The sequence below is a fragment of the Leptothoe sp. PORK10 BA2 genome (assembly GCF_034932105.1).
Taxonomy (GTDB): Bacteria; Cyanobacteriota; Cyanobacteriia; order Phormidesmidales; family Phormidesmidaceae; genus Leptothoe.
Genome location: NZ_JAYGIG010000004.1, coordinates 82,985 through 107,220 on the forward strand (window position 1 = coordinate 82,985; position 24,236 = coordinate 107,220).

Consider the following 24,236-nt stretch of genomic DNA (forward strand, 5'->3'; position numbering starts at 1 on the left):
TGACTCTTTTATGCTGAATTGCTGCTGTACGCTATATCCGTTGCGGTTGTTGTATTTAAAGCAGGGAACTATAGGGAAGAACTACCTACTCTTAGAAAAATCCTCAGGACTTGGAAGGGAATCAGGACGTGTGCGACCATAGGGATGGCAGGAGGAACCTATGTTGAATAGGGCCAAAATTCTGGCTATTGATGATCAGGCTGAAAACCTTGACTTCCTAACAGAGATGTTATCTGGGGCTGGCTATGATGTCGTCGTGGCCATGACGATTGAGGGGGCAATGGATAGTCTACGGCCTTTTTACCCCGATCTTATATTGCTCAACAGCCAAATACTGGGCCTGAATGGCGGTGAAACCTGTGGGCAGATCAAAGCGAATCCTGAAACAGCCCATATTCCGATTATTTTTCTCACGATCCTGGCCGATCAAGCAACTTATGACAAATGGATTTCACTCGGGGTCGCTGACTTTATTCGTCAGCCAGTGCAAGCGGCAGAATTATTAGCCAGGGTACGGACCCAGTTAGAACTCAGCCAGGTTAAGCAACTCTACGAACGCGAGCAGAAAAAAACAGCTGAACTAACCCGACTCAATGAAGGGCTGCTACTCACGCAGTTCTCGGTAGACAATTTGGCGGATGGCATTATTTGGGTGGATCAGGATGCGCAGCTGTTCTATGCCAATGCCACTGCTTATAAAATGCTCCAATATTCATTTGAAGACCTGGCTAGGTTAAGTCTGCCTGACATTGATATCAATTTTTCACCCCAACATTGGCAGCAGCATTGGCAAGACATTAAGCAATTTAAGAGCTTCACCCTGGAAACTCAATATCGTACCAACCATGGGCATGTATATGCGGTCGAAGCTACGATCAATTATCTCCTATTGGCAGGACAGGAGTGTAATGTCATTGTTTTTCGTGACATTAGCGCAAGAAAACAGATTGAAGCTGCCCTACAACTCAGCCAAGCCCGTACGGAGGCAGTTTTCGAACAAGCTGCTTTAGGCTTTGTCGAAGCTGATATGACCAGTAAAAAAATTACTAGGGTCAATACGCTATTTTGCGAAATGATCGGCTACAACCGAGCCGAATTAGCTGAATTAACCTTTTTGGATCTCACCCACCCAGATGACAGGCTAGCATCTAAGCAGTCTATGCAACAGCTCTACAAGGGTGAGATTGATCGCTTCACTGTGGAAAAACGCTATGTCCGTAAAGATGGCACCTGGTTCTGGGCTGAGACTACGGTATATCTCGTCAAACTGCCAGGAAATCGAGCGGTCTACAGTTTGGGTCTCATTCAAGATATTACCGAGCGCAAAGCTACCCAGAAGATGCTGAGCCTGACAAAATTTGCCATTGATCACACCGCCACCAATACCTTTTGGCTAAATCAAGAGGGGTACTTTACCTTTGTCAACAAAGCTGCCTGTGAAGCATTGGGCTACTCCTATGACGAGTTAACTCATATGGCCGTTTGGGACATTGATGTTACAGGTATCCAGGATAGATGGCCAGCCCATTGGCAATCACTCCAAAGTGACCACCACCAACAGTTTGAATCTATCCACCAAAGAAAAGATGGTGACTGTTTCCCGGTGGAAATTGTTGTTGACTTTTTAGAGTTTGAGGGGGAGCAGTATAACTTTGCCCAGGCCACGGATATTACCGCCCGCAAAGCCGTTGAGGCGAAGATGCATCAGAAAAATCAGGAGTTAGAACAGACCCTGGCCGAGCTTCAGGCTACCCAGCTTCAGCTGGTGCAACAGGAAAAAATGTCGGCCCTGGGGAATTTGGTAGCCGGTGTGGCCCATGAAATTAACAATCCGGTGGGCTTTGTGGGGGGGAATCTGGCTGAGTTAAAATCCTGCCTAGCGGATCTGACCAATCATCTGGACCTCTATCAGCAGCAGGCACCTGCGGCGGAGATTGCGAACCATGCTAGGGACATTGATCTGGAATATCTGTTGGATGATATTCCTAAGATGCTGAAATCTATGGAAGTGGGTTGCGATCTCATCCGCAACATCAGCATCAGTCTCCGCACATTTTCCCGTACAGACAAAGACAGTAAAACCGCCTTTGATCTCCATGAAGGATTAGACAGTACTCTACTCATTCTCAAACATCGTCTTAAGGCTAACGAGTCCCGTCCAGCCATTAAAGTCTATAAAAACTATGGCAGCCTACCTGAGGTTTTATGTTTTCCAGGTCAGCTCAACCAGGTATTTATGAATATTCTGGCCAATGCCATCGATGCCCTAGATGAAAACAGCCAGGGCAAGGATTACGCCACCCTGGAAACCCAGCCTAATCACATTGTGATTACCACTGAACTGCACCAAGATCAGGTTTTAGTGCGGATCCAGGACAATGGTCCAGGTATTCCCGAAACGGTCAAACCCCATATTTTTGATCACCTGTATACCACTAAAGATGTCGGCAAGGGCACCGGTTTAGGACTGGCGATTGCGCAACAGATCATTGTTGAAACCCATGGCGGGGAGATTGTGGTGAAGTCTAATCCTGGTGAAGGAAGTGAGTTTGCGCTCCAATTACCGGTAGTGGGGTAAGGGGGCGGGGATGTTTAAGTTTAGGTATGTAATTTGTAGTATATCTTATCTAAATCCTGGATTAGGGGACCTGATGAGCGTCTGAATCACCAAAGATTGCGTTTTCTCAATTTTTCGAGTCCATCTGTCTAATCAGCAGTTAAAACAGGCATATAAACCTTGTTCACGTTTAGCCCGGTCGTTTCTCCTACGGCAAAACGACCGGGCTAAACGTAATTTGGGTTTGCCCAAAGTATTGAAATAAAAGAAGTGGAGGGTCACACATGGACTTTACACGACGGGATGCGTTGCGCCTGGGGATACTCGGTGCTGGCAGCTTGTTTGCTTGGGGATACGGGGGATACGACCACAACTATGCCCTAGCCGATACTGAAGACTGTGAGTCCCATGGTTTAGGCGAGCCACCGGGGCGCTATGTAAATCCTCGATTTAGTCCTGAGATTCCCCTCTTTGATCGACCCTTTGAGCCTATGCAGGTCCTGCCATCTAAGTCAGTTGGCTCAGATTTAGATGGCTACACCATTACCATGGCCAAATCCCAGGTGGAGATTCTGCCGGGGAAACCCTCGGAGGTCTGGACCTATAACGGTTTGGTCCCCGGCCCCCTAATTCGACAACGCCAGGACACAGGGTCCGTGGTGCGGTTTATCAATCAGCTCGGCACGGATGATCGGGGTAGGGGCATCAATTCTGTCATCCACTTACATGGGGTGTCTTCATTACCCCAGTACGATGGCTATGCTGAAGATTTAATCCCACCCCATTACTACAAGGACTACTACTATCCCAACGACAGAGCCTCCACCTTCTGGTACCACGACCATGCTATTGAGCACACCGCGCGCAATGTCTACATGGGTTTAGCGGGCATGTACATCGTGGAGTATAACGACCACGATTTTTGTGATCCTAGCGCCCAGGAGCTTCTCCCCCAAGGGGAATATGACATTCCCTTGCTGATCCAAGACAAGCGTCTCAGCCCCGACGGTGAACTGATATTTAACGACCGGCGGCAGCGGGGAATTTATGATGATGTGGTGTTAGTCAATGGTGTGCCCTGGCCCCGGATGACGGTGAAAAACCGTAAGTATCGGTTTCGGGTACTCAACGGTGGCCCATCGCGCACCCTCAGTTTAGAAGCCAGGGTCAAACATGACGATGGTGCCTTGGAACCGGTCATGTTGCATGTGGTGGCCAGCGACTCTGGCCTATTAAGTGCTCCCGTTACCACCAAAAATCTACGGGTGGGGGTGGCAGAACGCTATGAGTTTGTGATTGACTTTGCCGACTATGCCGGGAAAGAAGTGCTGTTGGTTAACCCGATTTTCTTTGGCAATATCGATGGCAATCTGCGCAGCACCCAAGTGATGCTCTTCCAGGTGGGGCAGGGGGCCCAGGATAATCCACCGTTGCCGGACCGCCTAGCCACCTTGACCCCAATTGAAACCCTGCTAGCTGAGGTAAAAGCCCCCATCCGCACCTTCCGATTTGAGCGGTTAGGGTCCCGGTGGTTGATCAACGGCAAAGGCTGGGACCCCCATCGGGTGGATGCCTTTGTGGAACCTTGCGCAACGGAAATCTGGCGGTTTATTTCCACCGGTGGTTGGGTCCATCCGATCCACGTTCACCTAGGCCACTTCCGGCTGCTAGGCCGCAGTCGCACCCCCTTGGCCCCCTATGAGCGGGGGATGAAAGACACCTTCTTTGCGAATGACTTTGAAACGGTGGATATGATTGGCCGCTTTGGCCCCCACGAGGGAAAGTACATGATCCACTGTCATAATCTAGTGCACGAGGATCATGACATGATGACCCAGTTCCAGGTGGGGACTAAGGGCTGTTCACCCTGTGCTGAGCCGGCGAAGCCGTTACCGGCTCCGGCTAACTTTGATGCCCCCCAATGTGTGCCGCCGCCGGAATGCATGGCCGAGGGCGGCAGCGGTGGCAGTTGTCGTTAAGCACATTCGGCAGGGGCTATTCAGCCCGATGATCGCCCGCGTCAAACTGTTTCAGGGCCTTCATATCATAGGGATTAAAGGGCTTAGAGCCAGACCGCGCCTGAACCGGCGATGGCTGCTGATCAGGTGTTTGTTTAGGCGCAGTTTGGTCGACGGCGGGGGGTGTTTCTGGCGGGTTGGCGGGTTGGTGAGTTGGTGGGTTGGTGAGACGAGGCTGTTCTGGAGGAACGAAGGGAGAAAATGTTTCCATTTGAGCTATCCAAAGTAGTGTACTCGGTGTAGTATCGGCCCATGCAGGACCCATAAAGCCCATTATCCCAAGGCATCCCACTAAACAGATAAGAATCAGGTTCTTAACCATGGCAGTTCACCGGGTAAGGGAATAGCGATGGGCTAGCAACAGTCTTGACCCATCCTGTTTCGATCTTATGCAGTGTCTTTAGGAAGCACCGATCCATGTTACAAAGCTTACGGTTGGCCGTGGCGGATCTTTGGGATGATCTCGTGAGATGATCTCAAGGTCTGGGAGTCATTCGGAATGGGGGTAAGCCTTTTCTCGCGGGCATAAACTATTTTCAAGTTTATTTTCAAGTTTGAAGTTAGTCTGGATGCTGTCCTAGGGTGTGATTGGACTGAAAGCTATGCTTATTAGCAAAAATACGGTTAGCAAAAATACGGAAAAATGGCCAGAAATAGCCCCTTGAACATGGTTTAAATCAGCACTAAATCTGATTTATTAATCAAAGCTTTAGTAAAACCCCTGGGCAACTTGTCCATAACTTCAAACAAGTTTGGTTAGTCTGTAAGACCAAACTACAAACATCCGTAGAAACTAGTCTGCTTTTACCACTCTGTTTTGGCTAGTTTACTTTTATAAAAGGGAGATAAAAAGTACCTTGAATAAACCGCTGATTTTCACTGGCGTCGCCCTTTCTGCAATGGGCCTGTTGATTGTCGTCCCGGCCCAAGCGGGCACCCTGACGTTTGACTTTCAGGTGGATGCCACCTCAACGGTCACGGTCAATCCATTTTTTGGCGGTATGACCCTGGAGGGAATTACCGTACCCAATAGCCTTGAGGTAACGGCAGATAGTGTTGCCGGTCGTTTTACGGTGCTAGATGATCCGGCCCAATTTACCGATGGCAGCGTTGAACTCAGTTCCGATTTTTTGGATGATCTGCTGGACAGCTCCTACAGCGCTATGGTGGAGGCCCTGCTGGCGGACTATGGCTTTACTTCCACCCAGGAGGTGGTGCAGTTAGGGGATAATTTGTTTAACATCAGTCCGTTCACTGGCGGCGGTGTCCTGGAATCTAAGGCTTTCCCCTTCACTCCCAGTGCCTTTAATATCGGCTACGACAGCGTCAGTAATACGGCTGTGCTTGATGGCTACAACATTGCGGTAGCGGAGAGCTGTCTGTCTACCACCTGTCTGTTTGATGGCAATGTGAGTTTTGGTGTCAGTCTGGTGCTGAGCGAATTTGTCACCTTTACCAGCGACCTGCTGGCCAACTCCCCGGTGCCCCTGACGCCAGAGACGACGGCTGCGATCGCAAACCTACAGCAAATAGCCACATTGGCCCAATTGTTTGGCCCCACCCTCAGCCTAGGCACCGTGTCGTCCGATTTTTCGGCCACCACTGACCCAGCTGATGCTGGCCTTGATGCTGCGATTACCGACGGTGTAATCACAGTCACTACCACCATCGGAACAGAGGAGGAGGTGGTTTTTAGCACATCCTTCGCCACCGCTTCAGAGGTGACTGAAGTCTCCACGGCGGTGCCTGAACTGTCCACCGTACTTCCTCCGGACCTCGTGGCCCTGACATCCGCTGTCGAGGATCCTCTTGCTACTGCTCTACCGGACGTTATTGTTGCTGGTGGTTCAGGAACGACAACGTCCGGTCCCATTTCCCTGGTTACCGCCAGTTTCGATGGTGTCCCTGACAGTCAGGATGTGCCAGAACCCTCTATTCTTCTCGGATTATTGGGAACGGCGGCGCTGCTTAAGCGTGGCCGGAAGAAAACGGCTGCCCTGGACAGTGATGCGGTGAGCTAACGGCCAATGGCTTCGACTTTGCCATTTTCCATCAGAATATCGGCCATGGTGGTTGTTTGAGAGCAGGGGGGCTAGGCCTGGGAAGCTTTATAGGCGGCCCAGCCCCCCAGATGGGAAATGTCGGGCCAGTTGTTTTCTTCGATCAGATTTTGGGGGTAGAGCATTGCGATCGCAACTCCCCCCCCCTCTAGGGTCACCTCCGCCGGATACATGTGGGGCGGTTCCGTGGACACCAGATAGTCATACTGTTCAGCCGTGAGTTCATACAGCTCACCGGGAATGGCAACGCCGTCGGACTCCACCCCATAGATGCCGGGATGCCAGCCATCCTTGACGGAATGCAGCCGGTAGCTAGCGGTCGTTTTAGCCTCCCCCATAAAGGTAGCCGATTGGAGATTGCCATGGTCCGGCTGTCCCCGCAGGGCTGAACCACAGATAAATACAATCTTGTTACCATCGTCGGCCATGGGTCGTTTTTCCTTCATGCGTGATTACAGCAGTGAGCTGGTGGACGTGGGATGACAACAGCCATAATAAACCCCATGGTGTTGCTCCACAGTATTGGCCCAGGGAGAACTTAGCCACCACTAAAGGCTGGGGTAACTGTCGTTACAGATATCCTCCAAGGGCACTTAATAGAATAACCCTTAAACTTAAGTTAAAAGTTGAGTGAGCAATCACTTGATTAAAAAAAAACTTTCGTAGAATCCTTCGATTCTTAAAAATCTTTAAGGGACACACCGCTCATGTTTGGCACTATCGCTTCTAACCTTGCTTCTAATACTGACAATCTGACCACCCCTCTGACCATTAATGGGGAGCGGCTAATGCAGATGATGACCGAGGTGGGAGCGATTGGAGCGTTACCCAATGGCGGTGTGCGACGACTTGCCTTTAGCCCAGAGGACCGGGAGGCCAGGCAGTTGGTGCAAAGCTGGATGGAAGCCGCTGGCATGACCGTCACCATTGATGCTGCCGCCAATTTGATTGGCCGTTACGAGGGGCGTTTTCCCCATGCCCCGGCCCTAGTCACTGGATCCCATCTGGACACGGTTCCCAATGCTGGCATTTACGACGGCACCTATGGGGTTCTGGCCGGGGTGGAAATAGCGCGCACCCTCCACGACCATGGCATGCGTCCCGACCACCCCATTGAGGTGATTGTGTTTGCGGACGAAGAGCGCACCATGATTGGCAGCAAGGCCATGGCGGGCAAGGCTAAGCTAGACCCCAACTTTTATGACCATCCCCACTATGAGCCGATTGAAATTGGGTTGAACTACATTGGCGGTGACTGGTCCAATCTCCCGTCTGCCCAGCGAAACACCGACGGATTGGCTGCCTTTGTGGAACTGCATGTGGAGCAGGGACCGGTACTAGAAGCCGCCGGTAGTCCCATGGGGCTGGTTACTGGCATCGTGGGGCAGCGGCGCTACCTGATCGATATTGAAGGTCAGGCTAGCCATGCCGGTACCACCCCCATGGCCATGCGCCAGGATGCTCTGGTGGCGGCGTCCCAGGTTATTTTGGCGGTGAATCGCATCGGTCAAAAGACGGGGGATGGCTATGGGGATCAGGTGGCCACCGTCGGTGCCATGAAGCTATCGCCCAATGTGGCCAATACCATTCCGGGGCGGGTGGAGATGACCTTGGACATTCGGGATCTGTCTAACCAGCGATTGGACGCCATGATGGCGGAGTTGGAACAGGAGATGGGTGCGATCGCAACCCACACCGACACCCAGATTCACCTCAAACTCCAGCTCCGCAATGAACCTATCCCCGTCAGCTCCCACATTTACAACACCATTGCCCAGGTGTGCGAGCACCTAGAGCTACCGGTGCAGTCCCTCCCCAGTCGGGCCAGCCACGACGCCCAAATCATCGCCAGCATCACCGACATGGGCATGATTTTTGTCCCCAGCCAGGGCGGCATCAGCCATTCAGAAACCGAGTACACCAGTCCTGAACACTGCATTCAAGGGGCCAATATTCTGCTCCATACCCTGCTCGAACTAGACCAACACTACCGCTGCCCTGAAGCCATGGACGACATTACCCACAGCACCACTGGCGACACCCCTAGGGCAATCTAAAAAGAATCTAAAGTCTAAAGTTTAGTGGAACTTTCTCCTATCCTAAAGGCGGCTATTGGTAAGGTTTACCCAGTTGTCGCCTGAACTACATTTAACCCCTTGAACCTTAATCCAATGTTCACCGGGAACAGATGTGATTAGCCGTCACCGCCCATAGTGAAACCATATCAAAATCCTCTATAGGAGACACCCCATGGCGGTTAGTGCTGATCGGACATCCCCATTAGCCTCTCAAGAGCCCACACCCAACCGCCTATCACCCCGTGAGGGGCAGGCAGCCGCTGGTGTTTCACTCCGCTCCGTCACCAAAAAGTACGGCACCGTCACCGCCATTGAAAACATGACCCTGGATATCCCAGCGGGCATCTATTGCTGTCTACTGGGACCCAGCGGCTGCGGTAAAACTACCGCCCTGCGCATGATTTCCGGCCATGAAGCGGTGACCAGTGGCCAGGTGCTAATTGGCGACAACTGTGTCAATGACCTACCTGCCGCCAAGCGGAACACCGCCATGATGTTCCAAAACTACGCCCTATTTCCCCATAAATCCGTCTGGCAAAATGTGGAATTTGGCCTCAAAATGCAGCAGGTTCCCAAGCCAGAGCGCCGGGATCGGGTGGCCGAAATTCTAGAACTGGTGAGCCTCAGCCACACCGCCGATCGTAAACCCCACCAGCTCAGTGGCGGTCAGCAGCAACGCATCGCCCTGGCCAGGGCCTTGGTCACCCGGCCCCAGGTGCTGATGTTAGACGAACCCCTCAGTGCCTTGGACGAGAACCTGCGGGTACGCATGCGGGGGGAGCTACGCAAAATCCAAAAACAGTTTGGTCTTACCTTCATCCAAGTCACCCACCACGTTGAAGAAGCCTTTTCCCTATCGGACCAAATTGTAGTTATGAACCACGGCCACATTGACCAGGTCGCCACCCCTACCGAACTGTTCAATCAGCCCGCCTCCCAGTTCGTCGCCAAATTCATCGGCGACAACAACATTTTCACCGGCACCGTTGTTGCCTCCACCCCCCAGGCCAGTGGCAAAGACCTGATCCGCCTAGACATAGATGGCCTCGGCACCATCCACGCCACTGGCAACGGCACCCAGCCCGGCACCGCCGCCGCCTGCTCCATTCGCCCCGATCTCCTCACCCTGGCCCCTTCTCCTTCCCCTGAGCCCAATCTCCCCCAGACTCCCACCAATACCCTCACCGCCCGCATTACCCAGGTAGAACTCACCGGCTTTGTTACCCGCGTGGCCCTCATCACCACCGCCACCGGACAACCCCTACTGCACACCCTCCGGACAGTAGATTGGGAAAATCTTGCCCTGCAAGAAGGGCAGACCGTTTCACTCAAATGGTCTGCCAACGACTGTGTTTTCTTAGCCCATTAGACAAAGGTGTTACCAGCTATAGCTAATTGTTTAGCCAATTGTTTGATAACGCTTTTGTCTAACTTAGATATGGTTAAATTAACCAGCTCTAATCCGAACGCACAGTAATCACTTGATCTTGTTTCTAGGACATCTCTATGACTAACATCACTCGCCGCAAGCTGCTCTACACAGGACTAGCCGCTGGGGCCGCCGTCGCCACCACCCGCTGTGCCTCCCCGGCGCCCGAAGGCACCCCTAACAATCCGGCCCCCGGCCCCGAAGTGAATGCCAACAAGACTAAGGACGTTACCCTTCGCCTGATCGGTACAGGGGTTTCTCAGATCAACGAAATCCGCGACAAGGCCCAAGAAGATCTAGGCTTTAAGCTAGAAATGCGGGCCTTAAGTACCGAAGAGAACAACCAGATCGCCATTACCCAGCCCGACCAGTACGACATCTTTGACGGTGAGTACTTCAGTCTGCCCTTGGTGGTCCCCTCTGGGAATCTGCAGCCCCTAGAAGTTGCCAAAATCGCTGCTTGGGACAAAATTGTTCCCTTCTTCACCACCGGTAAATTCGAGGGCATGCCCGTAGAAGCCTCCCAGGGTACGGCCCCCTATAAAGTGATGTATCTGACGGGCGCCGATTCTAAGGAATTCTCCGCTACCCCCACCGACTTTGCCACCCTGATCCCCTTCCAGTACAATGCCGATACCCTGGGCTATCGTCCTGATCTAGTCGGTCGCACCATCGAAACTTGGGGTGAGCTGTTCAATGAAGAATTTAAGGGTAAAACCTCCATTCTGGATATTCCCCAGATTGGGATCATGGACGCCGCCATGGTGGCTGAATCCCTGGGTCTGATGTCCTTTGGTGACAAGGGCAACATGACCAAGGCAGAAATCGACAAGATTACTGACATCCTCAAAGAACAAAAAGCTAAGGGTCAGTTCCGTGCCTTCTGGAAAACCTTTGATGAGTCAGTCAACCTGATGACCTCCGGTGAAGTTGTGCTCCAGTCCATGTGGTCTCCTGCGGTTACCGCCGTTCAGGCCAAGGGCATTGAGTGCATCTATGCCCCCCTCAAAGAAGGCTATCGCGGCTGGGGCGGCGGTGTCGGCCTTTCCAAGAACCTGACAGGTATCGAACTCGATGCTGCCTATGAGTACCTCAACTGGATGCTAGAGGGTTGGGTGGGAGCCTTCCTCGGTCGTCAGGGCTACTACAGTGCTGCACCGGAAAACTCTAAGCAGTACATGACCCCTGATGAGTGGGACTTCTGGTATGAAGGAAAACCCGCTGCCGCCGATATTGTTGATCCCTTTGAAAAGACCTTAGCCAAGGCAGGTGCTGTGCGTGATGGTGGTTCCTTTAAGGAGCGTTTTGGCAACATCGTTTGCTGGAACTCCACCATGAAGGAGAACACTTACCTCGTTCAGAAGTGGAACGAGTTTATTGCTTCGTAAAACTCTTTCACCCTCCTCCCCTTTTGGGAGGGGGGCCTGAAAGGCGGGGTGGGTTGACCGATAGCGCCAACGGTTAACCCACCCCTGCCCCTCCTAGGAGGGGATCACATTCCTGCCCCTCGTGGGAGGGGAGCATTGGTGGCAGACTTAATTTTTTTGTTATGGCTAAAGCCTGGACTACCCTCAAACCCTATTTCCTTGCCACTCCCCAAGCGATCGCATTGGGGTTATTTCTGATCTTCCCCATCATTTTGATCGGTGTCGTCAGCTTTTGGGAGTTTAATGGTTACTCCATGACTCCCGCCTTTACTCTGGACAACTACATCGGTGTGTTTACCTCCGATGTCACCTTCAAAACCTATCTCAACACATTTAAATTTGTCGGATTGACCTGGCTATTGACCCTGCTAATGGGCTATCCGGTCGCCTACTTCCTATCCTTTCATGTCCCCAAACTGCGGTGGCAGGTCCTGTTGTTTTTGGTCTGTACCATTCCCTTTTGGACCTCCAATATCATTCGGATGATTTCCTGGGTGCCCCTGCTGGGTCGGGAGGGCTTAGTTAACCAAATGCTGATGGGATCTGGCCTAGTGCAACAGCCCCTGGAGTTTTTACTCTACTCCGACTTTGCCGTGGTGCTGGGCCTAGTACACCTCTATGTGATCTTTATGATCGCACCGATCTTTAATAGCCTGATGCGCATTGACCGTAACCTGATTACAGCAGCCGAGGACATGGGGGCATCGGGGTTGGGTGTATTTAAAGAAGTTATTTTCCCCCTATCTACCCCTGGCATTGCCATTGGCTCTATTTTTATCGTCACCTTAGTCATGGGGGAGTTTGTCACGGTTCGTCTGATGGGGGGTGGTCAGGCGGCCTCCATCGGCAAGCTGATTCAGACCCAGATTGGTAGTTTGCAATATCCCCTGGCCGCAGCCAATGCCATGGTGTTGTTATTGGTGACGCTACTGGTGGTCATTTCGATTTTACGTCTGGTGGATATTCGGAAAGAATTATGAAAAAACGCTCCCTCTCCTTCTATCTCCTGGCTGCTTTTTTCGGGCTGTTTGTGATTTTCCTCTATGGCCCGATGATCACCATTTTTATGCTGTCGTTGCAGGGGCCAGAGGGGACCCTAACCTTTCCCCTACGGGGCTTTGGTGTATATTGGCTGGGGCAGGTATTCCAGGAACAACGGGTGGGAAACTTTGTGGAGCCATTTTTGCGCTCCTTGATGCTAGGCGGCATCGTCACCCTGCTAGTAGCCACCATGTCAGTCTCCGCCGCCATGGCCTTTCGGCAGCGGTTTAAGGGGGCAACGGTGCTGTTTTACCTGAGCATTGCCAGCCTCATTGTGCCGAGTATTTTGGTCTCCCTGGGGTTGGGGGTGATGTTCCAGGTAATGAAATGGCCTACTAAATGGTACAGCTCTGGTTTGGGGGCTCACCTCACCTGGACCCTACCGATTGCTTTTTTGATTATGCTGGGTATTTTTAATCGGTTTAATCCGTCCTATGAGGAAGCGGCCAGGGACCTGGGGGCCAGTGACACCAAGACATTCTGGGAGATTGTGTTCCCGCTAATTGCGCCGAGTCTGGTGGGTGTCAGCTTACTCACATTTACTCTGTCCTACGATGAGTTTACCCGGACATCGTTGGTCTCTGGGCAGAACAACACCTTGCCCCTAGAGATTTTTGGTATGACCACCAATGTGACATCCCCTGCTCTATATGCATTGGGGACATTGACCACATTGTTTTCATTTAGTCTAATTATTGTTGCCTATGTTCTCTATCGACGTCTATCTAAGCAGAGCTTGTCAGAGTAAGGTTTAGCTCAGCTCCCATCCCTAAGCCCCTGACACCAAAATACCACCGGCAACGATCAACCCCGCCCCGACAAAAAGCTGCAGTGGATTGACGGCCCGCCACTCCGAAAAAATCATTAGGGCAAGACCCGATGTTACCAAGGTGTTCATGTTGTATAGCGGCACTAGTTTGGCTAACGGTACCTGATATTTAATCAAGCCTAAAACCACACAGCCGGTGCCCAATCCCCAAAGAATGCCATGCATGGAGGAGGATGCGATCGCAACTAGCGACGGCATATTACCTGGCAACAGAACATTAAACAGGACCCCGGTAATGCTAACGGTAATGCCGATGACAAATAAATGTCCGCCGACGGACATGCCAGCATTACTGCTACTTTTAGCAAAGACGCCGGAAATACCATAGAACAAAGCTGGGAGAAGTCCCCCAATGATTAGCCCTGGAAGATTTGATGCCATCCTGACTGACCCTATGCAAGATAAATTACTCGCTCAGTATAGGGGGTATTTAAGCTGGTTGACGGTATCCAGCCCCTAGGATAAGTGCCCTGTTTTGACATAGATCACACAGCCTTCCTGACTAAATGGCGTATGTACACTGTCCGGCGGATTCCGCAGCCAAGTACCTTGGGGATACACCCCCTGTTCATCCGCAAAGGTGCCTGCCAAGACAAAAATCTCTTCGCCCCCCCAGTGGCGATGGGTTTGAAACTGGGTGCCAGGGGCCCATTTCACCAGGGCCACCTGCTCGGTACCGTAGGAGTGCAGCGGCAATACCTGCAACCCAGTTACTAGCCCAGGAGACCAGCCAGCTTTTGTCGTGTCGATAGTTACCTGTTGTTGATCCTTGGGGTCCATTTGGCGCAGTTTTACCAGGATAGTTGTCCCCTCTTTACTATGGGGGGTGTGGCTAGACCCAACGGGGTTACGCACATAGGTGCCTGGGCCAAAGTCTCCATGCTCGTCGGAGAATATGCCCTCTAGGACGACAAACTCTTCACCCCCGCCGTGGGTGTGGGCTGGGAAGTAGCTGCCAGGGGCATAGCGGACGATGGACGTGGCCCGGGCAACTTCTTCGCCATCACGTTCGAGCATGCGCCGTTGGACTCCTGCCATGGGGGAGTCGACCCAGGGTAAGTCTGGGGTGTGGACCACGGCGCGTTGTGTTAGGTCAGCATTGATTTTCATGGTTAGTCTAAGGGATTGTTAATGATTAACTTCATGAATTCTCTAGCTTCCCCCTTCATAAGGGGGATTGAGGGGGGCGATATACCCTTTGGCTGAGGAATCCCCCCCTATCCCCCCTGAAAAAAGGGAGGATGCCAAAGCCATTAGGTGATTTTCTAACAGCCCCTAGCCCATGTAAAAGAAATTGAGCTTGTTGCCATCGGGATCGCGGAAATAGCCAGCGTAAAAATTCAGGCCCTGATTAGTCCGCGGACCGGGTGCACCTTCATCCGACGCCCCCAGGTCCAGTGCTTTGGCATGTAACCGGTCAACCTCTTCCGGGCTCTTTGCCCCTAAAGACACCATGGAACCATTGCCGACATTAGCGGGTTGACCATTGGCGGGCTGGGCAATGCCAAAGAATGGCGTCCCCTCGGCACCGGCATAAAGAATGACCCGATCTACGGCAACAGCCTGCTTGCCGCCTATTTCCGCTAGCAGAGCATCATAAAATGCGGTTGACTTTTCGAGATCGTTGGTGCCAACCAAAGTGTAAGCAATCATGGTTAATTTTCTCTTTTGGATTAGGATTTGGAAAACTTGGCTTTTAGCATTGGATAAACAACTTGCTCAAAAGTGGCGATGCTATCGGCGGCAGGGCGAGCCAGCAACTGTGCTCCTTGGAGCATGGCGATCAATCCTTTGGCTTCTTGCTCCACCGAAGGTTGACAATGCCAAATGTGGGCATCACATCCTTGTTGGAGCAGGTTTGCGAGCCAGGCTTCGGTCTCTCGAAAGAAGACTTGAATCTCGTCGTGGATGGCCTGGGGAAGAACGGCGAAATCTGCTGCTAACATGGCGCATAGACAGATTTGTTCATTCTCCAATCCGTCTCGGTAAAGATTGGCAAATTGGATGATTTGTTGGTCGAGACTGAGGTTGGACTGGGCGATGCGATCGCAAGCCCTGACCATTCCTTCTCGATATCGCTTCACCAGTTCCTGCACCAGCTCATCCTTGGAGGGAAAGTGGTAGTGAATACTGGCTTTACGAATGCCCACTTGCTTTGAGATATCGGCGTAACTGAAGGCGCTATAGCCCCGATTTCGCACCATATCCTGCGCCACATTCAAGATGCGTTCAGCTGTGTTGTTTTCCATAGGTTCAGTATCTACCAACTAGTTGGTAGGTGTCAAGGCAGTAAAACACGATCATCTACCCCTTCGCTCCTTCCTTCTCTGGAAGGGCTATCCTGTTTGATGTCAATGCCTTATCTCATCTCTGGATTTGTCCGACACAGCTCATAAAACTGTTCGGCAGTTAAGGGTATGGATGGCAGTACAGCACAACTCACTCCGCTCCCCACACCTCCAATAAATCCTCCGCCCGCTCTTCTTCCTCATCATTATCCTGATTCTTATACAACCGTCGGGCCTGTTCCAAAGACGCCACCGCAGCATCACGCTGGCCCCGGCCCCATAGCGCCAGGGCCAGGTTGTACCGTGCCCCCGCATCCTCCGGAAACTGCCGCACAATTTGCTGATAGGAAATCACCGCCCGGATATATTGCTGACGCTCTAACAGCAAGGCTCCTAAAGCTGCCTGGGCAGGTGCAAAGGAAGGATTGCCATCGACTGTTTCCTCAAAATGGATAAACGCTTCGTTAATATCCCCCCGCTCCTGCAGCAGGAGCGCTAACTGATAGTGACTTTCCCAATCGCTCGGGTTAACCGCCACGGCCCGCCGCAAAGATTCCTCTGCCTGGCGTAGCCGTCCCTGACTGAGCCAAATTTTGGCCAGGTTGCCATGGATGCTACCCCGATTACTATCAATGCGCAGAGCCCGTTGTAGCGGCTCCAAGGCCTCGTCGTAACGCTCTTGCTGAATGTAGAGTAACCCAATGGCTTCATAGACCTGGGCATTGTTGGGAGCTAACCGCGCTGCTTGTTCTAGGGCGTTGAGGGCGGTGTCATACTCATTTAGCCGCAGTAGCATGTTCCCCAAACCTAGGTAAGCATTGGCCTCATTGGGGGACATGCGGATAATGGCCCGGTAGGTGTCCGCCGCCTCGGCGTAACGTTCTGCCTGAAATAGACTGTGGGCCAGACCATAGCGAAAGGATACGTTGCGAGTATCGCGGTCAATGGCTTGGCGATAGCTTTCCACCGCTAGCTGAAAGTCGCCCTTAAGGATCTGTAAATAGCCAATGCCAGAATAGATCCGCGCATTATTACGATCGATGGTGAGGGCATTTTGGTAAGCTGCGATCGCAGCCGAATAATTTTCATTCTCCACATGCTGTTGCGCCTCCCGCAGCACTTCCCCCAACCGTTCCTTATCAGCATCCGACAGTTCACTGACCTGAACGTCCACCACCGTTTCCGCCTGGGCCATCAGTCCATCAGTCGGAACCACTGCCTGGGCCGCCATGGGCCACAGCCACAGCGCCCCCACTAAAGTGGCGACCAACCGCGCAGTCCCTGGGCCAGAAGGCTTTACCATAGGCATAGTAACGATGGGCATTACCATATAAGTCTCCTAACTATAGGTCTCCTAAATTACTCCAATGACGCCGTCCTTAACGGTTGTCCCCGACCCGATTCAGGGTGAATAACGCTGTCCTTAACGGTTGTCCTCGACCCTAGCCAGGGTGGATGTCGTAATATAACGGTGCTGTCAACGGGATAGTTCATGATTTTAGCAACTACCGATACACTTCAAGGACAAAATATTAAACAATATTTGGGAATTGTCACCTCTGAGGTGATTTATGGTAGCAACATGCTTCGGGATTTCTTAGCCGGTCTCCGGGACTTTTGGGGTGGACGCACCGGTTCCTATGAACGGGTCTTTGAAAAAGGCCAGCAGAGTGCCCTAGAAGAATTACAGGACCGCGCCCAGAAGCTAGGGGCCAATGCCGTCATCGGCATTCAGCTCAAAACCGACACCATCAATCTGGATGACAGCGGTGTGTTGATGCTGATTACCGCTAGCGGAACAGCCGTAAGAATTTAGAGCACCCACAAGGACATGCCCCTGCCCTTCACCCTAAATCTCTTCATCATTTAACGTCCTCGGATAGAGCAACTGATGCCGGGCACAGGCTTTTTTGATCCGCAAAATCAAATCAGTCTTATAAATAAACTCATCCCGCGCATCCATGGGATAGGCCCTCAGCTTGAGATGGGTGGCCTCGATTTCTTCTGAAACCATCACCGTGACCGGCAGCTTCAGCTGGGTAAAGCGACTGCTGTAGGCTGCCTGGTAGAGAATTTCCACCGCCAGTTCGATGTCGGCCTCATGGGAAAAGTAAAATTCGGTCACCACCTGGGCTTCTAACTGACCGCTATTGGCATTGGCAATGGGGGTGGTCCAGGTGGTGTTGTGGGGAATGGTGACGGTATTGTCATCGGGGGTTTGGAGCCGAAATCCTCGCAGGCCATAGTCCACCACTTCGCCATAATGTTCGCCAATTTGGATGCGATCGCCCATGCGAAACGGGCCTTCAAATAGGTTTACCACGCCGGCAATGATGGAGCTGGCATAGTCCTTAAAGGCAAAGCCCAGGGCCACGGCAATGGTGCCGGTCACGGCAATTAGCTTGGACCCCGTTAGATCTAAGAACAGGGGTAGTACATAGCCAATGGTAAAAATCAGGACTAGCCCCTTGAGAAAGGGAACCGACTGCTTGATGAGCAATCGAGATCGACGGGGTCCCTTTTCTGAAAGGGCGTTGGCGCTGGTCTGAATCAGAAATAGCAGCCCATAGGCGATTAACATCGCCAAACAGGCTTGAAAAACCACTGTAAAAGTAACGGGTTGAAATAATTTATCGAGCGCTTCGGTGGTGACATCTGTCTCCTGGGCCCTGGCCCCACCGGACATGGTAAAGGTGGCGGTCAATGCGGTGATGGTTGCGATCGCAGTGGCTGTCCATCCCTTGGTTTTAAATACCTCAGCCATCAATCCCTTGAAAAATCCCCTAGCCATCGCTCCCCCTAGCTTTTCCCAATTAAGAAATTGTTATTGCCCAATTCGCTATAAAGCCTAGGGTAATGGCCAGGTTGGACGCTAAACTGCCGCCCCCGCTGGTGGACAACGCCCTCTCTCCGTAGAACCTGTAGTCGAGAGCGAATACTGCATTCCGCTTCCCCCAGGCTAATGGCCAGGTGAGATCGGGTCATTTCCCGATGGATGAGCAAGGAATGGAGCAAATAGCGGTCCATGGCCTCCAGGGGCATTAGACTTGGCAACGTGGGTTTATCATCCGGCAACAGCTCAAGCAAAGCGGCCCCATCGGCAACGGTCCCCTCATCGGTCAAAGCCGTCGCTCGCATTTTTAATGACTTGAGCCACACCTGGGCCGCCGTAGTGGCAATGCCATCACTTGTATTCGCCAGGCTATTCCAGTAGCCATCACTGGCCGCCGCAATCTGGACCAGGGGACCAGCGGATTGGGTTTTTAGCTCAGTTTTCAGTAAAGGCATTAACCAATCTTCTAGTTCTGTTCCCGATAGGTGAGGTAACTCCACCACATTTTCCCAGTAGGCACTCACCTGGCAAACCCGCTCCAAAAAAGCCCAAGCCCAGTAATTGCAGCCAAACACCCAAAAGCGTGACGTGTCCTGGGTGCTCAGGGTTTGTAAATGTTCAATCCCCTCCCAGCCTTGAATACAGCGCAAAAAGCATTGCTCCAAACTGGACACCACCATCACCGTTGGCACCTGGTTATCGAGCTCGGTTTGGGTGACCGGAGGGGCCATTGCGCTGGGGGCTTGAGCACCTGGATCTAGCTCGTGCTTTAGATGCTCACGCACAGTTAAAGGATCGGACGGTCGCTGGTAGCCCCCGAGAAAAAAATGCACGTCACAGTCAGGCAACCCTTCATGGAGACTGGCCTTGATAATGGGGCCAAGGTCTTCCACCGGTCGGCCTAAAACCACTAAACTATTATTTTCAAACTCAGGATTTGCCTGCCAGTCCTGTAAAGCTTTAGCTAAAGCTTCCTGGATGGTGACTTGGTAAGGCACCGGGGGCGATAGCTTTTTAACTGGCTCCCCCAAACTGTTGAGGATCCCTGGGAGCACATTAACCAAATCTTCGGTTGGCTCAAGTGTGGTCCCATGGGGCCACCAATCTGCCATAGTCTGTAAAAAAGAGGAAAGTTGTTTCCTCACCATGGTTGCTTCTCTGTATTCCGATCGAGATCGATATCATCCTACCGTCCTTTGCCCTCACCATCATTATCTCCGGTCAGCCAGTTAGCTGTAGCCATCTCCTGAACCAAATCCCCATTCCGCTCTGTCCTCTTTTGTCCCCATGACCGTCAAGCCTGGTAGCAAATACTATCCACTGTTTGAGCATTTGCAAACATGCAATGGGAAAGCAACAACGCTGACTTTTTCAAAAATTGAAGCATTGCTCCAGGACTCCCTGCCGGCGTCAGCCTTCAAAAGGAAAAACTGGTGGAGCAACCGCGATAGTGACAGTGCCCTCCAGGCCAAAGCTTGGGTCAGTGCAGGCTACCATGTCAAAACCGTTGACCTCATTCAACAAACCGTTATCTTCCATCCATTCCAGGCCCAGTACAACATCCAGAAAAAAGGCGACACTATTGTGTGGCAGCAGGATGCCATCAAAGCCCTGCGCAAACACATGAGCCTAACCCAAGCCAAATTTGCCCAAGCCCTGGGTGTGCGCCGTCAAACTGTCAGCGAATGGGAAAACGGCGTCTACGATCCCGATCGCTCAACAACAAAATTTCTAGAATTGATCGCCCAACAATCTGACTTTAAAACACCTCCAACAGAACAAAAGTTGTAAAAGTTGTCTGAGCGAAGTCGGCCCTGTGGGCAAGCCTAACGCGAAGCGCCTCTTTCGGAGTTAGCCAACTTTTGCAATCAACTTTCCTTATTCCCTCTGGGAAGGCTACTGGCGGGTCAACAACGGCCCAATATTTTATTGACTAATGTCCGGCAAGCGGTCAATATGGAGTTATGCGATCAAGTGTACTGCTAGCGTGCCCTTGTTGCAAAATCTCAATCCTTATTATTTCGGAGAAAAAACCGATGCTTACCGACCCAATCCAGGGCGTAGCTGTACCTACAGTTGCGCCCACAGCTCCACCTACTCCAGAGTTTCTGCCCGAACACCCGTTCGAAGTTGTTCGCCATATGCTTTTTGGCACCCTGACCGGTGTGCAGCTCACCATCAAAGACCTGCACAGTAAACAATATGCTGAGCCCAATGATTGGAGCAAACCCATCTCCACTGGGCGACCCAATGAGGTGATGGCGATTTTGACCAAGAAGGTGAGGGTGGCCTAGAAGGGCGCGATCTAGCAAGCCGGTGAATGCATGCATCGGTTTGCGTCGCCCCTCTTGCATCACCATTTGCTTAACGGTTTAACGGCTAAACAATAGCCACACACCTGCCAGGGAAACAATTGCCCCCCCGGCGGCTCGTAGGGTGACTCGCTCGCCGAGCACTAGGGCCATGGGTAAAACCATAATGGGGCTGGTGGCTAGGAGTGATTGGGCGATGCCGGTGGGGGAATATTTGAGGGCGATTTGCTGGAGCCAGATGGCCAGGTAGGTGCCAAAGAAGGCTGCGATCGCAACTCCCCCCAACAACCGCCCTGATATGACCGGACGACTAAACGGCTGGGATTTCACCCGCCATAATAGGAGTATCCCGAGCCACACCACACCCGCCGACAACCGCAGCAAACTACTCCACAACGGATCCACCCCTGTGTCCGCCAGTGCCGCCCGCGATAGCACACTGCCCACGGACTGCCCCAGGGCCGCCAGGATGCCGAGGCCGATTCCCCTGGTCAGGCTAGCCTTCGACTTCGCCCCATCTGTTTTAGGATTGCGCTCACTCACCACCCAAATAATGCCGACCAAGGTCAAAACCATGCCAAGCCACGCCAGCACCGATAGCTGCTCCTGCAAAAACACCAGGGACATTACGGCCGCCATCGGGGGAGCCAGCATCTCCAGCAGCAGGGCCTGCCGCGCCCCCAACGCATTCACCGTCGCAAAGTAAGCCGTATCCCCTAGCCCAATACCCACCACACCGCTGATCAGCAGCAACCAGACCGACCCCATGGGCAATGACGTCAGTAACTGTTGCCGCACCGCCAAGGTGAGCACAATAAACCCCACCGCGATCGCACCCTTAAGCAAATTCAGCACCAGTGGCGACAGCTGTTTCCCCAACCGACCAAACATCAGCGTTGCAAACGCCCACAACCCCGCCGCCATCAGCGCTGCAATTTCCCCTTGAAACATCCTGATTAAGTTCTCTGGTTAAGTTTTTGGGTTAAGTTCTAAACTAGTAGGTCCTAAGTTTAAGCCTTAAGTTTTGAGTTATTAACCCTTCGCTCCATGGCCCTGGGCCAAAACCTATGTCAGTCGCCCTAAACCTTGACCACCTATCCCCAACTCAAAAGTCCCAAGGCCAAACCCATAGCTCCCTCTCCCCTGCATTAAAGTCCCGTCTTGCCACTCCCCTGATCATTGGTAACGTTGCCGTGCACAGTCGGGTACTGCAATCCCCCTTGTCCGGAGTAACCGATCTTGTTTTCCGTCGACTGGTGCGCCGCTACGCCCCCCAGTCCATGATGTATACCGAAATGGTCAGTGCGGCTGAGCTGCACCATGTGCGCCAGTTACCCCAGGTGATGGAGGTTGATCCGGATGAGCGCCCCATCAGTATTCAACTGTTTGACTGCAGACCTGATTTTCTGGCGGAAGCGGCCAAAAAGGCGGTGGATCAGGGGGCTGACACCATTGATATCAACATGGGTTGTCCGGTGAATAAAATCACCAAAAATGGCGGGGGCTCCTCGCTGCTGCGGGACCCTGACACCGCCGCCCGCATTGTGGAAACGGTGAGCGCCGCTGTATCCGTGCCCGTCACCGCCAAAACCCGCATCGGTTGGTCCGAAGAGGACATCAATGCCGTAGAGTTTGCCCGGCGTTTGGAATCCGCCGGAGCTCAGATGCTGACGCTCCATGGCCGGACCCGTTCCCAGGGCTACCATGGCACCGCCGACTGGAGCTGGATTGCCAAGGTAAAACAGGCCCTATCCATTCCCGTCATCGCCAACGGAGATATTTTTTCAGTGGATGCCGCCATCGCCTGTTTGGAGCAAACCCAAGCGGATGGAGTCATGTGTTCCCGTGGCACCCTGGGTTATCCCTTCTTGGTGGGGGAAATTGATCACTGTCTGAAAACGGGGGCGTATCTGACGCCACCGACGGTGGTGGAGCGGCTGCGCTGTGCCCAAGAACACCTGATTATGCTGGCGGAATATAAGGGCAAAAGCGGTATTCGCCAGGCCCGTAAACATATGGCCTGGTATGCCAAGGGCTTTGACGGGGCGGCTGAACTCCGGGAAAAGCTGTGCCGCCTTGAATCCGTAGAGGCTGGCTGTGGATTATTGGAGGATGCCATTACGGTAATCTCCCCAGAAAGTTGCCACCATGGTTCCCTAAAGACCGCTATAGTGTAAGCATTTTCTATAAGCGTTTCCGGACTAGTATCAGCATGTCTTACGCCACCTACAGTTCCAGAGCAGATATGGGCGAACTTCGTCGTTTACGTAGTCTGCTGCCCCCAGAACTGCAAAGTTGGGTTACGGTAGAGCCCGCCATGGATGTAGGCCCACCGCTGATTACGTCCGAAGAACTGGGTAAAGACCAAGTTGAAGTTCAGATTGACTTGCCCAAGTGGGAGCAGCTAGCCATTGACCAGCGCAACCTACTGTTTTGGCATGAGGTAGCCCGGGTTCAGAACGATACAATTCCCCGAGATGGTTGGGAAATGGCAGCTTTGGCCATTGGTCTGGGGGGAGCTGTGGGGGAGCTGTGGGTGCAAGACGGACTGCTGCTACTCTTAGCCATGGGTCTGTGCGGCGTTTCTGGTTGGCGGCTATATAATCGCAATAATGCCGAGAAAACCCTCAAAGAATCGATGGATGCTGATGAAAAGGCGATTGCCCTAGCGATTCGTTTTGGCTATTCCTTGCCCAATGCCTATAAAAGTCTAGGGAGTGCCCTTAAAACCCTGATCGAGCAAACTCCGAAGAAAAAGCAGCGGGATCGGTATGTGAAGCGTTTGGAAGCGCTAAAACGCAGTGCTAACCGGGCCAAGGATCGGATTCGCTCTGAAGGGGACCCGTCTAGAGCCTACTAGAAACTTAAAAATTCCTAAAGTCATTGCATAAACGTTTATTAAGTTGTGCAATGACTTTTTTATTGATTCGAGTTGTTCATATGTGAAGATTCTTCTTTTAGTCAAGTCGAATTTAAACTGTTTTTATGAAGAATCTGCCTATATACCTGGAGACTTTTATCCAAATATCATAAAGATTGTCTTTGGTTAGTCTTTGCAAAGCTTCAGGCCTTTACCATATAAAAGGTTCCTGATGTAGTGTTCCTGTGTCACATCAGCAATTCTCATTTTGAAACATTTGTACTGAAATCAGGGCTTTCAAAGACTTTTACTCCTGATCGTTTGGACGACAGAATGCAGGGTCTAGCCATTTGAAGCCACTGAAATCAGACATTTGAGTGAGAATCATTCTCATAATGAGAATTGCTGGTGTCACATGTAGAAGTCTGAATGTGCGACATCTAGTTGGGAGAGTTTCTTGGAGAATAAGTATTTAGAGTCAGGAAATATCCAGAACTAGATGTT

The 24,236-nt window shown here is 52.1% G+C and carries 23 protein-coding genes; 13 read left to right on the plus strand and 10 right to left on the minus strand.

The features are described 5' to 3' along the window. The first annotated feature begins 160 nt into the window (after window positions 1–160). Together VB741_RS02300 and VB741_RS02305 are read left to right on the plus strand one after the other, a co-directional pair. A complete protein-coding gene (locus VB741_RS02300; RefSeq protein WP_323363523.1) occupies window positions 161–2,578 on the plus strand; it encodes a PAS domain S-box protein in 2,418 nt (805 codons plus the stop codon). A gap of 263 nt (window positions 2,579–2,841) precedes the next feature. Continuing rightward, on the plus strand, window positions 2,842–4,536 hold the full coding sequence (locus VB741_RS02305) for a multicopper oxidase family protein (RefSeq protein WP_323363524.1): 1,695 nt from the start codon (window positions 2,842–2,844) through the stop codon (window positions 4,534–4,536). A 16-nt stretch (window positions 4,537–4,552) separates the two neighbouring features. On the opposite strand, the gene VB741_RS02310 is transcribed toward VB741_RS02305, so the two are convergent. Continuing rightward, window positions 4,553–4,786 carry a hypothetical protein gene (locus VB741_RS02310; protein WP_323363525.1) on the minus strand — a complete coding sequence of 78 codons (234 nt, stop codon included), beginning with the start codon at window positions 4,784–4,786 and terminating at the stop codon, window positions 4,553–4,555. Between the two features lie 646 nt (window positions 4,787–5,432). Between VB741_RS02310 and VB741_RS02315 the strand changes: the two genes are divergently transcribed. Beyond that, a complete protein-coding gene (locus tag VB741_RS02315) occupies window positions 5,433–6,596 on the plus strand; it encodes a PEP-CTERM sorting domain-containing protein (protein WP_323363526.1) in 1,164 nt (387 codons plus the stop codon). 71 nt (window positions 6,597–6,667) lie between these two features. On the opposite strand, the gene VB741_RS02320 is transcribed toward VB741_RS02315, so the two are convergent. Continuing rightward, window positions 6,668–7,063 carry an allophanate hydrolase-related protein gene (locus VB741_RS02320; RefSeq protein WP_323363527.1) on the minus strand — a complete coding sequence of 132 codons (396 nt, stop codon included), beginning with the start codon at window positions 7,061–7,063 and terminating at the stop codon, window positions 6,668–6,670. A gap of 279 nt (window positions 7,064–7,342) precedes the next feature. Between VB741_RS02320 and VB741_RS02325 the strand changes: the two genes are divergently transcribed. From VB741_RS02325 to VB741_RS02345, 5 genes are all read left to right on the plus strand, one after another. Further along, window positions 7,343–8,692: a Zn-dependent hydrolase gene (locus tag VB741_RS02325; protein ID WP_323363528.1), complete on the plus strand. Its 1,350-nt coding sequence runs from the start codon at window positions 7,343–7,345 to the stop codon at window positions 8,690–8,692. A 193-nt stretch (window positions 8,693–8,885) separates the two neighbouring features. Then, window positions 8,886–10,082, plus strand: coding sequence for an ABC transporter ATP-binding protein (locus VB741_RS02330; protein ID WP_323363529.1), 1,197 nt, complete (start codon window positions 8,886–8,888; stop codon window positions 10,080–10,082). 137 nt (window positions 10,083–10,219) lie between these two features. Continuing rightward, window positions 10,220–11,530 (plus strand): ABC transporter substrate-binding protein, encoded by a 1,311-nt coding sequence (locus VB741_RS02335; protein WP_323363530.1) that lies wholly within the window; start codon window positions 10,220–10,222, stop codon window positions 11,528–11,530. Window positions 11,531–11,691: 161 nt separating this feature from the next. Further along, window positions 11,692–12,549: an ABC transporter permease gene (locus VB741_RS02340; protein WP_323363531.1), complete on the plus strand. Its 858-nt coding sequence runs from the start codon at window positions 11,692–11,694 to the stop codon at window positions 12,547–12,549. Next, window positions 12,546–13,358: an ABC transporter permease gene (locus tag VB741_RS02345; protein ID WP_323363532.1), complete on the plus strand. Its 813-nt coding sequence runs from the start codon at window positions 12,546–12,548 to the stop codon at window positions 13,356–13,358. Before VB741_RS02340 ends, VB741_RS02345 begins: the two co-directional genes overlap by 4 nt. Window positions 13,359–13,379: 21 nt before the next feature. On the opposite strand, the gene VB741_RS02350 is transcribed toward VB741_RS02345, so the two are convergent. From VB741_RS02350 to VB741_RS02370, 5 genes are all read right to left on the minus strand, one after another. Next, the gene (locus tag VB741_RS02350) at window positions 13,380–13,820 is read right to left on the minus strand and encodes a hypothetical protein (protein ID WP_323363533.1); all 441 of its coding nucleotides are present in this window, start codon (window positions 13,818–13,820) and stop codon (window positions 13,380–13,382) included. A 75-nt stretch (window positions 13,821–13,895) separates the two neighbouring features. Beyond that, window positions 13,896–14,549, minus strand: a complete 654-nt coding sequence (locus tag VB741_RS02355; protein ID WP_323363534.1) for a cupin domain-containing protein — start codon at window positions 14,547–14,549, stop codon at window positions 13,896–13,898. 165 nt (window positions 14,550–14,714) lie between these two features. After that, window positions 14,715–15,092 (minus strand): VOC family protein, encoded by a 378-nt coding sequence (locus tag VB741_RS02360; RefSeq protein WP_323363535.1) that lies wholly within the window; start codon window positions 15,090–15,092, stop codon window positions 14,715–14,717. A gap of 20 nt (window positions 15,093–15,112) precedes the next feature. Continuing rightward, complete coding sequence (locus tag VB741_RS02365) at window positions 15,113–15,688, minus strand: TetR/AcrR family transcriptional regulator (RefSeq protein WP_323363536.1); 576 nt, start codon at window positions 15,686–15,688, stop codon at window positions 15,113–15,115. A gap of 190 nt (window positions 15,689–15,878) precedes the next feature. Further along, window positions 15,879–17,030, minus strand: coding sequence for a tetratricopeptide repeat protein (locus VB741_RS02370; protein ID WP_323363537.1), 1,152 nt, complete (start codon window positions 17,028–17,030; stop codon window positions 15,879–15,881). A 189-nt stretch (window positions 17,031–17,219) separates the two neighbouring features. Between VB741_RS02370 and VB741_RS02375 the strand changes: the two genes are divergently transcribed. After that, window positions 17,220–17,543: a YbjQ family protein gene (locus tag VB741_RS02375; protein WP_323363538.1), complete on the plus strand. Its 324-nt coding sequence runs from the start codon at window positions 17,220–17,222 to the stop codon at window positions 17,541–17,543. Window positions 17,544–17,576: 33 nt separating this feature from the next. Here the strand turns inward: VB741_RS02375 and VB741_RS02380 are convergent, their stop codons facing one another. Both VB741_RS02380 and VB741_RS02385 read right to left on the minus strand, forming a co-directional pair. Then, window positions 17,577–18,413 carry a mechanosensitive ion channel family protein gene (locus VB741_RS02380; RefSeq protein WP_442786271.1) on the minus strand — a complete coding sequence of 279 codons (837 nt, stop codon included), beginning with the start codon at window positions 18,411–18,413 and terminating at the stop codon, window positions 17,577–17,579. Window positions 18,414–18,526: 113 nt separating this feature from the next. Further along, on the minus strand, window positions 18,527–19,672 hold the full coding sequence (locus VB741_RS02385) for a hypothetical protein (protein ID WP_323363540.1): 1,146 nt from the start codon (window positions 19,670–19,672) through the stop codon (window positions 18,527–18,529). A 175-nt stretch (window positions 19,673–19,847) separates the two neighbouring features. Between VB741_RS02385 and VB741_RS02390 the strand changes: the two genes are divergently transcribed. Continuing rightward, a complete protein-coding gene (locus VB741_RS02390) occupies window positions 19,848–20,351 on the plus strand; it encodes a helix-turn-helix domain-containing protein (RefSeq protein WP_323363541.1) in 504 nt (167 codons plus the stop codon). 245 nt (window positions 20,352–20,596) lie between these two features. Beyond that, window positions 20,597–20,854, plus strand: a complete 258-nt coding sequence (locus VB741_RS02395) for a hypothetical protein (protein WP_323363542.1) — start codon at window positions 20,597–20,599, stop codon at window positions 20,852–20,854. A 78-nt stretch (window positions 20,855–20,932) separates the two neighbouring features. On the opposite strand, the gene VB741_RS02400 is transcribed toward VB741_RS02395, so the two are convergent. Then, on the minus strand, window positions 20,933–21,823 hold the full coding sequence (locus VB741_RS02400; protein WP_323363543.1) for a DMT family transporter: 891 nt from the start codon (window positions 21,821–21,823) through the stop codon (window positions 20,933–20,935). A gap of 116 nt (window positions 21,824–21,939) precedes the next feature. On the opposite strand from VB741_RS02400, the gene dusB reads away from it, so the two are divergent. After that, window positions 21,940–23,049: a tRNA dihydrouridine synthase DusB gene (gene dusB, locus VB741_RS02405; protein ID WP_323363544.1), complete on the plus strand. Its 1,110-nt coding sequence runs from the start codon at window positions 21,940–21,942 to the stop codon at window positions 23,047–23,049. 35 nt (window positions 23,050–23,084) lie between these two features. Then, complete coding sequence (locus VB741_RS02410; RefSeq protein WP_442786269.1) at window positions 23,085–23,732, plus strand: DUF3318 domain-containing protein; 648 nt, start codon at window positions 23,085–23,087, stop codon at window positions 23,730–23,732. The last annotated feature ends 504 nt before the right edge of the window (window positions 23,733–24,236 follow it).